The organism is Stenotrophomonas nematodicola, from assembly GCF_009467805.1.
GTDB classification, from domain to species: domain Bacteria; phylum Pseudomonadota; class Gammaproteobacteria; order Xanthomonadales; family Xanthomonadaceae; genus Stenotrophomonas; species Stenotrophomonas nematodicola.
In genome coordinates, this window is the sequence record NZ_WIAY01000003.1 from 41,900 (window position 1) to 56,401 (window position 14,502).

Genomic DNA, 14,502 nt, shown 5'->3' on the forward strand with positions numbered 1-14,502 from the left:
CGGGGATCGTGCAGGAACGGGCGCGCAGTGTAGTGCACCGTCACCGCGCGCCTGCAGCCGGTGGCGACGCCGCCTCCCCGTGCGCCACAGGCGGGCTGACCGAGCGGTTCGTTCAGGTTTCACCTTGGGCGGATACACGCGGGCTATGGCACCGATCAGCCGCGGCGGCGGCGATGTCATTGCGCTGCAATGCATTCGGGCGATATCGACCCAAGGGTTCATCTCTGGATCAGCTCATTTTGATAGACTATGTCTATCGTATAGATGCAATCAATGGATTGTCCTTATGGGAACGGAGCCGCTAACCTGTGTTGGTCGCTTCACCCACCCCTTCACCAAGAGGAACAACGATGTCGCTCATCAACACCCAGATCCAGCCGTTCGAAGCCAACGCCTACCAGAACGGCGAGTTCATCAAGGTCTCCGACAGCACCCTGAAGGGCCAGTGGTCCGTGCTGATCTTCATGCCGGCCGCGTTCACCTTCAACTGCCCGACCGAAATCGAAGACGCCGCCGACCATTACGCCGAGTTCCAGAAGGCCGGTGCCGAGGTGTACATCGTCACCACCGACACCCATTTCTCGCACAAGGTGTGGCACGAAACCTCGCCGGCCGTCGGCAAGGCCCAGTTCCCGCTGGTGGGTGACCCGACCCACGCCCTGACCAACGCCTTCGGCGTGCACATCCCGGAAGAAGGCCTGGCCCTGCGCGGCACCTTCATCATCAACCCGGAAGGCGTGATCAAGACCCTGGAGATCCACTCCAACGAGATCGCCCGTGACGTCTCCGAAACGCTGCGCAAGCTCAAGGCTGCCCAGTTCACCGCCGCCAACCCGAACCAGGTGTGCCCGGCCAAGTGGAAGGAAGGCGAGAAGACCCTGACCCCGTCGCTGGATCTGGTCGGCAAGATCTAAGCAACGCCTCATCCCCATTCCCGCTTCGACGGGAGTGGGGGTGAACCCAAGCCGGTGCCGCCACGCGCCCGCTTCGGTTCACCCCCCTGCTGCGCAGATGCACCTTCGGGGTTCGTCGACGCTGTCCCCTTGCCTGAATCAAGGAGTTTTTTCGATGTTGGATGCCAACCTCCAGTCCCAGCTCAAGACCTACCTGGAACGCGTCACCCGTCCGATCCAGATCACGGCCCACGTGGACGATGGCGCCAAGTCGCAGGAGATGCTGGAGCTGCTCAACACCCTGACCACCCTGTCGGCGCAGATCCAGCTGGACGTGCGCCGCGATGGCAGCGAGCGCACCCCCTCCTTCGCGCTGACCACCCCAGGCCAGGACATCCACCTGGCCTTCGCCGGGCTGCCGATGGGGCACGAGTTCACCTCGCTGGTGCTGGCCCTGCTGCAGGTGGGCGGACACCCGTCCAAGGCCACTGCCGAGCTGATCGAACAGGTGCGCAACCTGGACGGCGACTACCGCTTTGAAACCTATTTCTCGTTGTCCTGCCAGAACTGCCCGGACGTGGTGCAGGCGCTGAACCTGGCGGCGGTGCTCAATCCGCGCATCCAGCATGTGGCGATCGACGGCGCGCTGTTCCCGGCCGAGGTCGAGGCGCGTCAGATCATGTCCGTGCCCACCGTGTATCTCAATGGTGACGTGTTCGACCAGGGCCGCATGAGCCTGGAACAGATCGTGGCCAAGCTGGACACCGGCTCGGGCAAACGCGACGCCGAGAAGATTGCCGCCAAGGCGCCGTTCGACGTGCTGGTCGTCGGCGGTGGCCCGGCCGGTGCCGCAGCGGCGATCTACGCCGCGCGCAAGGGCATCCGGACCGGCGTGGCCGCCGAGCGTTTCGGTGGCCAGGTGCTGGATACGATGGCCATTGAGAACTTCATCTCGGTCAAGGAAACCGAAGGCCCCAAGCTCGCCGCCGCCCTGGAACAGCATGTGCGCGAGTACGAGGTGGACATCATGAACCTGCAGCGCGCCACCGCACTGGTGCCGGCCGGTGATGACGGCCTGGTCGAGGTCCAGCTGGAGAACGGCGCGTCGCTGAAGTCGCGCTCGGTGATCCTGTCCACCGGCGCACGGTGGCGCCAGATGAACGTGCCGGGCGAGGAGCAGTACCGCAACAAGGGCGTGGCGTATTGCCCGCACTGCGACGGTCCGCTGTTCAAGGGCAAGCGCGTGGCGGTGATCGGCGGCGGCAACTCCGGCGTCGAGGCGGCCATCGACCTGGCCGGCATCGTGTCGCATGTGACCCTTCTGGAATTTGATGACAAACTGCGCGCCGATGAGGTCCTGCAGCGGAAGCTGCGCAGCCTGGGCAACGTCACCATCATCACCAGCGCCCTGACCCAGGAAGTCCTGGGCGATGGGCAGAAGGTGAGTGGTCTGGTATATCAGGATCGTATCGGCGGCGATGCGCATCGGATCGAACTGGAAGGTATTTTCGTGCAGATCGGCCTGCTTCCCAACACCGAGTGGCTGAAGGACACCGTGGCGCTCTCTCCGCGCGGCGAAATCCTCATCGACGACCGTGGCCAGACCAGCGTTCCGGGCGTATTCGCAGCAGGAGATTGCACCACCGTTCCGTACAAGCAGATCGTCATCGCGATGGGGGCCGGCTCGACCGCCGCACTGAGCGCCTTCGATCACCTGATCCGCACCTCCGTTCCCAAGAGCAGCGGCGCTGTCGCCGAAGCTGCCTGATTTGCGTCGCTCCCGGCTGCATCGGGAGCGTCTTCTGCCCGCTGGGTAAACCACGCCATCACCCGGTCCATACCCCTAGAGGTCTAAGGATGAACCTACGTGATCTGAAGTATCTTGTGGCCCTGGCCGACCATCGCCACTTCGGCCGCGCCGCTGCCGCCTGTTTCGTCAGCCAACCCACGCTTTCCACCCAGATCCGCAAGCTGGAGGACGAGCTGGGGTTGCCACTGGTCGAGCGTGCGCCGCGAAAGGTCATGCTGACCCCGGCCGGCGTGGAAGCGGCAGCGCGTGCACGCACGATCGTTGCCGAAGTAGAGCAGATGAAAGAGGCTGCACGACGCAGCCGCGACCCTGAAGCGGGCACCGTTCGTCTGGGCATCTTCCCGACCCTTGGCCCGTACCTGTTGCCGCACGTCATCCCCAACATCCGCGAGCGCTTCCCGCACCTGGAACTGCTCCTGGTGGAAGAGAAAAGCGACGAGCTGCTGACCCGCCTGCGCGAAGGCAAGCTGGATGCGGCCCTGCTGGCGCTGCCGCTGGACGATGACCAGCTGCACGCCGAGTTCCTGTTCGAGGAACCGTTCCTGCTGGCGGTATCGGGCAAGCATCCGCTGGCACGGCGCCACCACCTGGATGTGCAGGAGCTGTCGGCGCAGAAGCTGCTGCTGCTCGAAGACGGCCACTGCCTGCGCGACCAGGCGCTGGCGGTGTGCCGCCTGTTCGGTGCCAACGAAAAATCCGAGTTCCGTGCCACCAGCCTGGAGACCCTGCGCCAGATGGTGGCCGCCGATGTGGGCATCACTCTGATGCCGACGCTGTCGGTCAAGCCGCCGGTACCGCGGTCGGAGAACATCCGCCTGCTGGATTTCAACGGCGACGACCGCCCCAGCCGTCGCATCGCGATGGCCTGGCGCCGCAGCTCGGCCATGAGCGGCTTCCTGGATCAGCTCGCCCAGCAGTTCAAGCGGTTGCCGCAGGAGCTGTTCACGCTGCAGGCCGGCGACAGCGGCGTGCTGCCGGCCGTCGTCCCGCAGCGGCCGGCCTGAGGCTGGCTGAACCACCCGACGGGCAGGTGGATCGGCACGGGTCGCATCCGCCTGCGATTGTCAGCACAATAGAACCAGGCGGCGCCAGCAGGCGCCGCCTTTTGCATGGGCCATTCACAAATACGCAAGGAGCTTCACCATGTCCACATCCAGCGGACTGCCGCCGTCGATCATTGTTTCCAGCCACGATATGGATCGCCTGGAAGCCATGCTTGACTCCCCCGCCGTCGGCCAGACGCCGGCCGCGCTCGCGCTTGCCCAGGAGCTCAACCGTGCCACGGTGGTGGCAGCGGACGCGATGCCCGCAGGCACCGTCATGATGCATTCGCGCGTGGAGTGCGAAGATGAGCTGCAGAACGAAAAGCACGTCCTGACGCTGGTCTACCCCCGCGAAGCCGACGTGGAACAGGGCAAGGTCTCGATCCTTGCGCCGGTGGGCACCGCCCTGCTGGGCCTGTCGGTCGGCCAGAGCATGGACTGGGATGCCCCGGGCGGCCGCAAGCTGCGCCTGCGCGTCACCGCCGTCCACAACCCGAATTCCTGAACCGCGCTGCGTTGCGCGCCGGTTCTTCCGTCCCCTCCAGGAGTGGCAATGAACACCGTTTCTCCGTCCAAACTCACCCAGCTGCGTGATCTCTCCGTCGTCGTGGCCGATACCGGCGACTACGAGGCGATCAAGCGCTTGAAGCCGGTCGACTGCACGACCAACCCGACGCTGGTGAAGAAGGCGCTGGACCTGCCGGTGTACGCGGACCTGATCGAACGCGAGCTGGCCTGGGGCCGTGAGCAGACCGGCGAGCGCGAGACCATCGTGCATGCCGTCGCCGACCGTCTCACCGTGGGCGTGGGCACGCTGCTGAGCACGCTGGTGCCGGGCCGGGTGTCGACCGAAGTCGATGCCGACCAGGCCCACGACACGGCGGCCACGGTGACCAAGGCACGCCAGTTCATCGCGATGTACGAGGCCGCCGGCGTGCCGCGCAGCAAGGTGCTGATCAAGATCGCCGCGACCTGGGCCGGCGTGGAAGCCGCGCGCCAGCTGCAGAGCGAAGGCATCGACTGCAACCTGACGCTGATCTTCAATCCGACCCAGGCGCTGGCCTGCAGCGAGGCCGGCGCGTTCCTGATTTCGCCGTTCGTCGGCCGCATCCTGGATTGGTACGTCGCCAACGGGCAGACCCCGGCCACGATCGACGACGATCCGGGCGTGGTGTTCGTGCGCGGCGTCTACGCCGAGTTCAAGCGCCGCGGCTCGCCGACGGTGGTGATGGGCGCGTCGTTCCGTTCGACGGCGCAGATCGAGGCACTGGCCGGGTGCGACCGCCTGACCATCTCGCCGGACCTGCTGGAGAAGCTGGACGCCGACCACGGCGACCTGCCGCGCAGGCTCGTCGCCGGCGCGGTCGAAGCGGTCACCGCGCCGCCGATCGACGCCACCCGGTTCGCGACCGACCTGGCCGCCGACCCGATGGCCACCGAGAAGCTGGCCGCCGGCATCGATGCGTTCGCCAAGGACCTGGAGGCACTGCGCCAGACGATCCGCGACCGGCTGTAAGCGGCGTGTTGTTCGGGTGGTTCAAGGACGGGACGGATGCAGTGATTGCATGCGTCCGGCTTCTTTTTTGAGATCCTGGCAACAGCGGCGCTTTGGTTCATATCGGCCGGGGCAGCCGGCGCGCCGCCCCCATGCATGATCGCGAGGCGGCCAGGAAAACGTGGTGCCGGCCGCTGGCCGGCTCCCCGGAAGAATTCATCGGGTGCGGTAACGAAGACGCCGTTGACGTTGACGTTGCATCGGCTCTTCCCGTGGCAACCAGCCAACCATCAAAGGCGGGTCGGGGCGGGTTTGCGGGGGAATGAGCAGCATGGATGCTGCGACTTAGCCTCCACGGACGGATTCACGGCGTCCCCCGCAAACCCGCACCGTCCCGCCAACGCCAGGGAACCATTGGCAACGGGCTGTTGGCCAAACTGCATGAAGCAGCCGGGCAGAGCCCGGCTCTACGCGTCCAGCCCGATCGGGCAGCTGACGCCGGTGCCGCCGATGCCGCAGTAGCCGTTCGGGTTCTTGGCCAGATACTGCTGGTGGTAGTCCTCGGCGTAGTAATACGCAGGGGCGGGAAAGACGATGTCGGTGGTGATCGCGCCAAACCCGGCCTCGGTCAGCCGCTGCTGGTAGGCGGCGCGGCTGGCCAGCGCCGCCTCGTGCTGGGCCTGGCTGGTGGCGTGGATCGCCGAACGGTACTGGGTGCCGGTGTCGTTGCCCTGGCGCATGCCCTGGGTCGGGTCGTGGTTCTCCCAGAACACCTGCAGCAGCTCAGGCAGGCTGATGATGGCGGAATCGAACACCACCTCCACGATCTCCGTGTGCCCGGTCAGGCCGGAACAGACCTCTTCGTAGGTCGGGTTCGGGGTCACTCCGCCGGCATAGCCCACCGAGGTGGAGTACACGCCCGGCAAGGTCCAGAACGTGCGCTCGGCCCCCCAGAAGCAGCCCATTGCCACGCGGATGCGCTGCAGGCCGGCAAAGCCGTCCTTGAGCGGGTGGCTGTTGACGTAGTGCTGGTTGTGCAGCGGCAGGGGATGCTCCCGGCCCGGCAGGGCCTCGTCCGGGCGCGGCAGGCGCTGTTTGAACGCGCCGATGCCCAACAGGCCCTTGGCAATTCCCAACATGGCGGTCTCCTAGGCCGGCAAGAGACCGGCGCTTTCGTCATCGTCGAATATGGGGTCGTGCTGCGGTCCGCCCAAGTCCAGGCCGGCCACGATCGCCTCGGCCTCCGGGCGGGCCAGGTCCGGCACGCAGACCCGCAGCACTCCGAACAGCGGCAGCTCGCCCATGCCGCCCAGCAGTGATTCGCCGAACACGAAGGCCGGAATGCCGGCGTCCTCCAGGGCATGCTTGACCAGGTGGGCATCGAACAGGTTGTCGGCCTGGTAGATCACGTGCATGGGCGGGCTCCGGCGGGGTCGGCCCAGCATACCCCCGAGGGCTGAAGCCGTGCCGACCAACCGTCGGCACCTGCCGTTTAGCCTGTCGCCGTGCGACAGGCTAAACTGTTGGTCTTTCTGCCTTTCAGACTGCGACCGCGCATCATGTCCGAGCCTACCGCCGCCCCCACCGACGCCCTTCCGGAAACCCACGAAAAGCGGGATTTCATCCGTCAGATCGTCCGCGAGGACCTGGCCGCCGGCAAGCATGCCGCGATCAAGACGCGCTTCCCGCCCGAGCCCAACGGCTACCTGCACATCGGCCATGCCAAGTCGATCTGCCTGAACTTCGGCATTGCCGGTGAGTTCGGCGGCGTGTGCAACCTGCGTTTCGACGATACCAACCCGGCCAAGGAAGACCCCGAGTACGTGGCGGCGATCCAGGACGACGTGCGCTGGCTGGGCTTCGAGTGGAACGAGCTGCGCCACGCCTCGGACTACTTCGATGCGTACTACCTGGCCGCACAGAAGCTGATCCGCGACGGCAAGGCCTATGTGTGCGACCTGTCGGCCGAGGAAGTGCGCGCCTACCGCGGCACTCTGACCGAGCCGGGCCGCCCGTCGCCGTTCCGCGAGCGCAGCGTGGAAGAGAACCTGGACCTGTTCGCGCGCATGCGCGCCGGCGAGTTCCCGGACGGTGCGCGCACCGTGCGGGCCAAGATCGACATGGCCAGCGGCAACATCAACCTGCGCGACCCGGCGCTGTACCGGATCAAGCACGTCGAGCACCAGAACACCGGCAACGCTTGGCCGATCTACCCGATGTACGACTTCGCGCATGCGCTGGGCGACTCGCTCGAAGGCATCACCCACTCGCTGTGCACGCTGGAGTTCGAAGACCATCGCCCGCTGTACGACTGGTGCGTGGACAACGTGGACTTCGCGCACGACGACGCGCTGACCGCGCCGCTGGTGGAGCGCGGGCTGCCGCGCGAAGCGGCCAAGCCGCGCCAGATCGAATTCTCGCGCCTGAACATCAACTACACGGTGATGAGCAAGCGCAAGCTGATGGCGCTGGTCACCGAGCAGCTGGTCGATGGCTGGGAAGACCCGCGCATGCCGACCCTGCAGGGCCTGCGTCGCCGCGGTTACACCCCGGCCGCGATGCGCCTGTTCGCCGAACGGGTGGGCATCAGCAAGCAGAACTCGCTGATCGATTTCAGCGTGCTCGAAGGCGCTCTGCGTGAAGACCTCGACGGCGCCGCGGCGCGTCGCATGGCGGTGGTCGATCCGGTCAAGCTGGTACTGACCAACCTGCCGGAGGGCCACACCGAAACGCTGACCTTCTCCAACCACCCCAAGGACGAGGCCTTCGGTACCCGCGAGGTGCCGTTCGCGCGCGAGCTGTGGATCGAGCGCGAGGACTTCGCCGAGATTCCGCCGAAGGGCTGGAAGCGCCTGGTGCCGGGCGGCGAAGTGCGCCTGCGCGGTGCGGGCATCATCCGCTGCGATGAGGTGATCAAGGATGCCGACGGCGCCATCATCGAGCTGCGCGGCTGGCTGGACCCGGAATCGCGTCCGGGCATGGAAGGCGCCAACCGCAAGGTCAAGGGCACCATCCACTGGGTCAGCGCGGTGCACGCGGTGCCGGCGGAAATCCGCCTGTACGACCGCCTGTTCTCGGTCCCCAACCCGGACGACGAATCCGACGGCAAGACCTACCGCGATCACCTCAATCCGGCATCGCGCCGCACCGTTGCCGGCTATGTCGAACCGGCCGCGGCCAGCGCCGCTCCGGAGCAGTCCTTCCAGTTCGAGCGCACCGGCTACTTCGTTGCCGATCGCCGCGACCACACCGCGGCCACCCCGGTGTTCAACCGCAGCGTGACCCTGCGCGACACCTGGTCGGCGTAAGCCATCCGCGCCGGTGCCTGGCACCGGCCTCCGTCCAGCGGCGCCCTGCACCGGCAGGGCATCCGCCCCGGCATCCCCGCAACCGGCGCACCCTCGGCGCCGGCAGGCCCGTGGCCGCGTTCAGCGCGGACACGGCATCCCTACGCACGGCCCGATACACTGCCGCTGCTCCATCCCAGAAGAGGCCCACGCCCCGATGCTGTACGCGCAAGTCCACCTCACCCTGCCCGCCTGGATCCACGACCGGATCGATCTCAGCCGCGCCTATCCCGGCGATGCCGACAAGGTCGCGCTGGCGATCGAGCTGTCGCGCCTGAATGTCGAGGCGCAGACCGGCGGTCCGTTCGGCGCGGTGGTGTTCGGCCCGGACGACCGCGTCATCGCCGCCGGCGTCAACCGCGTGGTGCCGCACAACACCTCGCTGGCGCATGCCGAAAACATGGCCTACATGCTGGCCCAGCAGCGCCTGCAGACCCCGCGGTTGAACGACGTACTGAGCCCGGTCACGCTCGCCACGTCGTCCCAGCCCTGTTGCCAGTGCTATGGCGCGACCGTATGGGCCGGCATTGACCGCCTGCTGATCGGTGCCAGCGCACAGGATGTGGAAGAACTCACCGCGTTCGACGAAGGTCCACTGCCGGCAGACTGGGTGGGCGAGCTCAACCAGCGCGGCATCGAGGTTGTGCGCGACATCGAGCGCGACGCGGCGCGCGCCGTGCTGCGCCAGTACGGGGAGACCAACGGTGCGCATTACTGACCGCCGCGCTTCGGGCGCGATTCGATGACCGGCCTGCTGTGTCTGTGCCGCCAGGGCTTCGAGCCTGAACTGGCCGCTGAACTGTCCGAGCGCGCCGCCCATGCGGGCATCGCCGGGTATGCGCGTACCCAGCGCAACGATGGCTACGTGCTGTTCGCCACCGGGGAAGGCGCCGCCCTGTCCAAGGCGTTGCCGTGGCGTTCGCTCATCTTCGCGCGGCAGAAGCTGGTGGTGCTGGCCGAGCTGCCGCAGCTGGACGCGGCCGACCGCATCACCCCGATCATGGCCGCGCTGCAGGGCCAGCAGCGGTTCGGTGACATGTGGGTGGAGCACCCGGATTCCGATGAAGGCAAGCCCTTGGCCGGCCTGGCCCGCGCGTTCGGCAATGCGCTGCGCCCCGCACTGCGCAAGGCCGGCCTGTTGACCGACAAGGCCAACACCGCACTGCCGCGCCTGCACATCGTGTTCGTGGACGGGCGCCATGCCTTTGTCTGCGTCGCCGACACCCGCGACAGCGCGCCGTGGGCGCTGGGCATCCCGCGCCTGAAACTGCTGCCCGATGCGCCCTCGCGCTCGGCACTGAAGCTGGATGAGGCGCTGCTCACCCTGATGACGCCGGAAGAGCGCGAGAAGCTGGTGGTGCCGGGCATGCGCGCGGCCGACCTTGGCGCCGCACCCGGCGGCTGGACCTGGGTGTTGACCCGCCAGCACGTCCACGTGATCAGCGTCGACAACGGCCCGCTGCGCGACCATGTGCTGGAGACCGGCCTGGTCGAGCACCTGCGCGCCGACGGCTTCCACTGGCAGCCGGAGACGCCGCTGGACTGGATGGTCTGCGACATGGTCGAACAACCGCGCCGGGTCGCCGAACGCATGGCCACCTGGTTCCGCGAGGGCTGGTGCCGGCATGCGATCTTCAACCTCAAGCTGCCGATGAAGAAGCGCTGGGACGAGACCCGCATGTGTCTGGAGCTGTTCCAGGCGCAGGCAGACAAGCCGCTGGTGGTGCGTGCCAAGCAGCTGTACCACGACCGCGAGGAAATCACGGTGCTGGCGTCGCCGTTGCGCTGACCCGCGCGGCGGCCCCCTTTTCTTGGAGATCGCGATGCGACGTCTTTACAGCCTGGTCCTGTTTCTGTGGGTGCCAGGCGTAGTGTTTGCCCAGACCCCTGCTCCGCCGCCGGCCATCAGCGAACCGCTGCGCGACGTGCCGGTCAGCGTGCGCACCCAGCCGCTGGCACAGGGCAAGGTCACCCATCAGGTGACGCTGCCTGCGCCGGCCGGCGAGGCCGAGATCACCGTGCGGTCGGTGCAGCCGGTGGCCGTGATTGGCCAGTACCGGTTTGCTGTTCAGGCACTGGACAGCGATGGCGACGGTTTCATCAGCCGCGAGGAGGCACAGGCCAATCCCGCGCTGGCCGATGAATTCAGCGCCCTGGATGTAAAGCGTCGCGGCAAGCTCGACCGCGCCGACCTTGCCGGCTGGCTGGCCGACTAGGCCCCCGCTCACGCGGCCGGCGTCACACCCCGGCCGCGCGCTTCCAGAACATCGATACCAGTGGCGGCAGCTTGCCGGCACACCCCAGCGCGCGGCCGCGCGCCAGGGTGAGATGCATCTCATCGTTGGAGAACACCGTGTTGATGGCATCGAAGCCATAGGCGGCGACGGTGTTCTCGCTGCGTCGTTCGCGTGCCCACCGCTGCAGCCGGTGCGGCGACATCCCGTCCTGGCGGCGCTGCCGCGCATCGCGGAACAGGGCGCGCAGCGCGGCCACATCGCGCAGGCCCAGATTCACCCCCTGCCCGGCCAGCGGATGCACCACGTGTGCCGCATCGCCCAGTGCGAGGATGCGGCCGGTCATGTAGGCGGTCGCCAACTGGCGGCGCAACGGGAAGGCCACACGCCGCGAGGCCGGCTTCATCCACCCGAGTCGACCGGCGAAGGCCGCAGTCAGTTCCTGCCCGAACGCCGCGTCGCCCAGGGCCAGCACACGCTCGGCCTCTGCGTCGGGCAAGGTCCAGACGATCGAACTGCGGTGGGTACCGATCGGCAGTACGGCCAGCGGACCGGTCACCAGGAAACGCTGCCAGGCCGTGGCCTCGTTGTCGTGTTCGGTGTCCACATAGGCCACCACGCCGCGCTGGCCGTAGTCCTGGCGGGCGACCTCCAGCCCCGCCAGCCGGCGCAACGTGGACTCGGCGCCATCGGCGGCGATGGCCAGCGAAGACTCCAGGCGACGGCCGTCCTCCAGCCGCAGCCGCACGCCCTGTGCGTCCTGCTCCAGTGCTTCCACGCGCGCGGGACAGCAGACCTCCACGCCAGCCGCCGGCAGCGCCGCCCACAGGCGGTCGACCAGCAGATCGTTCTCGACGATCCAGCCCAGTTGCGGCCGGCCGAGGCGATCGGCATCGAACCGCAGCTCGTCGCCACCGGCCGCGTCCCAGACCCGCATGCGCCGATAGGCACACGCCCGCGCACGGCTGACCGCTGGCCACACGCCCAGCGACTGGAGCAGCTGCGCGTTGTCGGGCGCAAACGCGTACACGCGCAGGTCCGGCTGCTGCGGCTGCCACTGTGCCGGCTCGCGTCCTTCGACCAGGGTCACCTCCAGCCCGGCATCGGCCAGCGCCAGCGCGCAGGTCGCCCCGACCACGCCGCCGCCCACCACGATCACATCGCGCGCGCGCCGGCTCATGCGGCGCCCTCCCGGCACAGCGCCGGCACCTCGCCGCGGAACCCCATCGCGCCGCCGACCAGCATCGACTGCATCGGCGTGGCCTGCGCGGCCAGCAGGCCGAGGCTGCGCAACGGCCGCATCAACGGCGCCGGGTTGCTGGTCAGCCGGGCCAGCCCACCGGAGAAGGCGATGGTCTGCGCGCGGTCTTCCGCGCGGCGGGCCACGTGCGCGGCCAAGAGGGCATCGCTGCCCGGATCACCGGCAGCGCCCACCAGTTCGGCCAGGGTCAGCGCATCGCGCAGGCCCAGATTGAAGCCCTGCGCGCCGAGCGGGTGGATGGTCTGCGCGGCATTGCCCAGCAGCACCGCCCGCTCATCCACCAGCGACTGCGCCAGTACCTGGATCAGCGGGTAGGCGCTGCGCGGGCCGCTCTCCAGCAGCCGTCCGGCCCGCCAGCCGATCGCGTCCTGCAGGCGCTGCAGCCAGGCGGCATCGTCCAGCGCCAGTACCGCCTCGGCCTGCGCGCGGGCCACCCCGTGCACCGCACCGTAGTGGCGGTCGCCGCGCGGCAGCAGCGCCGTGGGGCCGGTGTCGGTGAAACGCTCGTAGGCCGTGCCGTCCGGCGCGCGCGCCGCGCGTACCCGTGCGACGAACAGGGTCTGCTCGAAATCATGATCGTCCACGCCGATGCCCAGCGCGTCGCGGACGCCGCTGCGGGTGCCATCGGCGCCGACCACCAGCCGCGCCAGCAGGCAGCGCTCGCCGCCGTCATCGGCGATGAAGACCTGGCGGTGGCCGTCGACCGTTTCGCCAAGGCGGATGAAGCGGGCCGGCCGGTAGCGGGTCAGGCGGGTCAGTTCGTCCAGGCGGATTTCCAGCGCCTGGCCGAAATCACGCGCCACCACCACCTGACCGAACCACGGGCGCTGGTACTGCGCCGCCTCCATCTGCACGCGGCCGAAATCGCCCGCGCGGCTGACGTGGATGCGGGTGATCGCGCCGGTGCCGGTGGCCAGCCGCTGCATCACGCCCAATGCGGTCAACGCGTTGATCGTGGCGGCGGCAAAACTCAGGTTGCGCTGGTCGAACACGGCCGGCAGCGTCCCCGCAGGCGTAGCTTCCACCAGGCCGACGTCGCGTCCGGCGCGGTCCAGCGCGATGGCCAGACTGGCACCGACCAGCCCACCGCCTACGATCACCACATCATGTCGTTCACTCATGCCGCCATGATAAGCGGCCACTGCGGTCCGCGCCGCTCCGCCGTAGCGGCCATCGTGTCCGGTGCGCCCGGCCGGGCCGGGCCGGGGCTAGAATGGATGCTGAATCCTCTCCCGTCGCCGCCATGACCTCCACCGCCCAACGCGCCTTCGTCCTGTCCGTGCTCGTGCTGCTGATGGCGGCCACACGGGTCAATCATTTCGCCGCGACCCCGGATGCCTCATGGGCGGTGTTCTTCCTCGGCGGGTTCTACCTGCGCGCCTGGACGCGCTGGGCGTTCCCGCTGCTGATGGCGCTGGCCCTGCTGGTGGACGTACTGGTGATCCGCAGCGCCGGCATGGCCTACCTGCAGCACTACTGCGTCTCGCCGGGCACCTGGATGCTGCTGCCGGCCTACTTCGCACTGTGGGCCGGCGGCATGCTGCTGCGCCAGCACTATCGGGGCGCGAGCTGGGCGGCACTGGGCAAGGGCGCACTGCTGCTGGTGGCCGCAGTGGCGGTCTGCCACCTGTTTGCCCAAGGCGGTTTCTACTGGACCAGCGCCAACGTGTCCCAGCCGACCCTGGCCGGTTGGGCCAGCAACTACGGCGACTGGTACCTGCCCTACCTGCGCACCGCCGCGATCTACGTCGGCCTGGCCGCGGCGCTGCAGCTGGCCACCGAACAGGTGGCCAAGCTGCTGCAGGCGCGCCGCGACATCCTGCACTGAGCGCCGGAGCCACCGTGGGCAATCGCCTTTCCCGCATCTATACGCGCACCGGTGACGATGGCAGCACCGGCCTGGGCGATGGCAGCCGCGTGCGCAAGGATGCCGCCCGGGTCCAGGCCTACGGCACCGTGGACGAGGCCAACTCGGCGCTGGGCGTGCTGCTGGCGGTTGCGCTGCCGGACGACGTACGCGCGTTGCTGACCACGATCCAGCACCAGCTGTTCGACCTCGGCGGCGAGCTGTGCATCCCCGGCCATGCCGCCATCCATGCCACCGACATCGAGGCGCTGGAGGCCCGGCTGGACCACTTCAATGCCGACCTGCCGGCCCTGAAGGAGTTCATTCTGCCCGCCGGTGGCGAGGCCGCCGCACGCTGCCACCTGGCCCGCACCATCGTGCGCCGTGCCGAGCGCGAGACGGTCACCCTGGCCGCCCTGGAACCGGTGCGCGTCGAAGCGATCGGCTACCTCAACCGCCTGTCGGACCTGCTGTTCGTGCTCGCGCGCGTGCTGGCGCGCGCCGATGGCCAGGGCGATGTGCTATGGCGCCACGAGCGCCGGCACGCCTGAGCCCCTACCGGAACCCCTGCCC

15 protein-coding genes are annotated in these 14,502 nt (G+C 68.3%); 11 read left to right on the forward strand and 4 right to left on the reverse strand.

The genetic code is table 11. The features are described from left to right. Window positions 1–350: 350 nt before the first annotated feature. The 5 genes from ahpC (at window position 351) to GDJ08_RS11090 (ending at window position 5,262) form a co-directional block, all read left to right on the forward strand. Complete coding sequence (ahpC, locus tag GDJ08_RS11070) at window positions 351–914, forward strand: alkyl hydroperoxide reductase subunit C (protein WP_017356609.1); 564 nt, start codon at window positions 351–353, stop codon at window positions 912–914. Between the two features lie 154 nt (window positions 915–1,068). Beyond that, window positions 1,069–2,661: an alkyl hydroperoxide reductase subunit F gene (gene ahpF / locus GDJ08_RS11075; protein ID WP_017356608.1), complete on the forward strand. Its 1,593-nt coding sequence runs from the start codon at window positions 1,069–1,071 to the stop codon at window positions 2,659–2,661. 89 nt (window positions 2,662–2,750) lie between these two features. After that, window positions 2,751–3,707, forward strand: a complete 957-nt coding sequence (oxyR, locus tag GDJ08_RS11080) for a DNA-binding transcriptional regulator OxyR (RefSeq protein ID WP_017356607.1) — start codon at window positions 2,751–2,753, stop codon at window positions 3,705–3,707. Window positions 3,708–3,846: 139 nt separating this feature from the next. After that, complete coding sequence (gene rnk / locus GDJ08_RS11085) at window positions 3,847–4,251, forward strand: nucleoside diphosphate kinase regulator (RefSeq protein WP_017356606.1); 405 nt, start codon at window positions 3,847–3,849, stop codon at window positions 4,249–4,251. Window positions 4,252–4,299: 48 nt separating this feature from the next. After that, window positions 4,300–5,262: a transaldolase gene (locus GDJ08_RS11090; RefSeq protein WP_136003735.1), complete on the forward strand. Its 963-nt coding sequence runs from the start codon at window positions 4,300–4,302 to the stop codon at window positions 5,260–5,262. Window positions 5,263–5,708: 446 nt separating this feature from the next. Here GDJ08_RS11090 and msrA read toward each other — a convergent pair whose 3' ends face one another. After that, window positions 5,709–6,359, reverse strand: a complete 651-nt coding sequence (gene msrA / locus GDJ08_RS11095) for a peptide-methionine (S)-S-oxide reductase MsrA (RefSeq protein WP_153165006.1) — start codon at window positions 6,357–6,359, stop codon at window positions 5,709–5,711. A gap of 30 nt (window positions 6,360–6,389) precedes the next feature. Then, window positions 6,390–6,656: a putative signal transducing protein gene (locus GDJ08_RS11100; RefSeq protein ID WP_017356603.1), complete on the reverse strand. Its 267-nt coding sequence runs from the start codon at window positions 6,654–6,656 to the stop codon at window positions 6,390–6,392. Window positions 6,657–6,800: 144 nt separating this feature from the next. Here GDJ08_RS11100 and GDJ08_RS11105 point away from each other — a divergent pair, with 144 nt between their 5' ends. From GDJ08_RS11105 to GDJ08_RS11120, 4 genes are all read left to right on the forward strand, one after another. Further along, complete coding sequence (locus GDJ08_RS11105) at window positions 6,801–8,549, forward strand: glutamine--tRNA ligase/YqeY domain fusion protein (RefSeq protein ID WP_017356602.1); 1,749 nt, start codon at window positions 6,801–6,803, stop codon at window positions 8,547–8,549. 196 nt (window positions 8,550–8,745) lie between these two features. After that, the gene (locus GDJ08_RS11110) at window positions 8,746–9,306 is read left to right on the forward strand and encodes a nucleoside deaminase (RefSeq protein WP_017356601.1); all 561 of its coding nucleotides are present in this window, start codon (window positions 8,746–8,748) and stop codon (window positions 9,304–9,306) included. Between the two features lie 24 nt (window positions 9,307–9,330). Beyond that, window positions 9,331–10,377: a 23S rRNA (cytidine(2498)-2'-O)-methyltransferase RlmM gene (rlmM, locus tag GDJ08_RS11115; protein WP_017356600.1), complete on the forward strand. Its 1,047-nt coding sequence runs from the start codon at window positions 9,331–9,333 to the stop codon at window positions 10,375–10,377. Between the two features lie 34 nt (window positions 10,378–10,411). Next, the gene (locus tag GDJ08_RS11120; protein ID WP_165699796.1) at window positions 10,412–10,804 is read left to right on the forward strand and encodes an EF-hand domain-containing protein; all 393 of its coding nucleotides are present in this window, start codon (window positions 10,412–10,414) and stop codon (window positions 10,802–10,804) included. Between the two features lie 22 nt (window positions 10,805–10,826). On the opposite strand, the gene GDJ08_RS11125 is transcribed toward GDJ08_RS11120, so the two are convergent. Continuing rightward, complete coding sequence (locus GDJ08_RS11125) at window positions 10,827–12,002, reverse strand: UbiH/UbiF family hydroxylase (RefSeq protein WP_153164882.1); 1,176 nt, start codon at window positions 12,000–12,002, stop codon at window positions 10,827–10,829. After that, window positions 11,999–13,204, reverse strand: coding sequence for a 2-octaprenyl-6-methoxyphenyl hydroxylase (ubiH, locus tag GDJ08_RS11130; RefSeq protein ID WP_153164883.1), 1,206 nt, complete (start codon window positions 13,202–13,204; stop codon window positions 11,999–12,001). Before ubiH ends, GDJ08_RS11125 begins: the two co-directional genes overlap by 4 nt. A 122-nt stretch (window positions 13,205–13,326) precedes the next feature. Between ubiH and GDJ08_RS11135 the strand changes: the two genes are divergently transcribed. Then, window positions 13,327–13,911, forward strand: a complete 585-nt coding sequence (locus tag GDJ08_RS11135) for a hypothetical protein (protein ID WP_017356474.1) — start codon at window positions 13,327–13,329, stop codon at window positions 13,909–13,911. Between the two features lie 14 nt (window positions 13,912–13,925). Then, window positions 13,926–14,480, forward strand: a complete 555-nt coding sequence (locus GDJ08_RS11140; RefSeq protein ID WP_017356473.1) for a cob(I)yrinic acid a,c-diamide adenosyltransferase — start codon at window positions 13,926–13,928, stop codon at window positions 14,478–14,480. Window positions 14,481–14,502 lie beyond the last annotated feature (22 nt).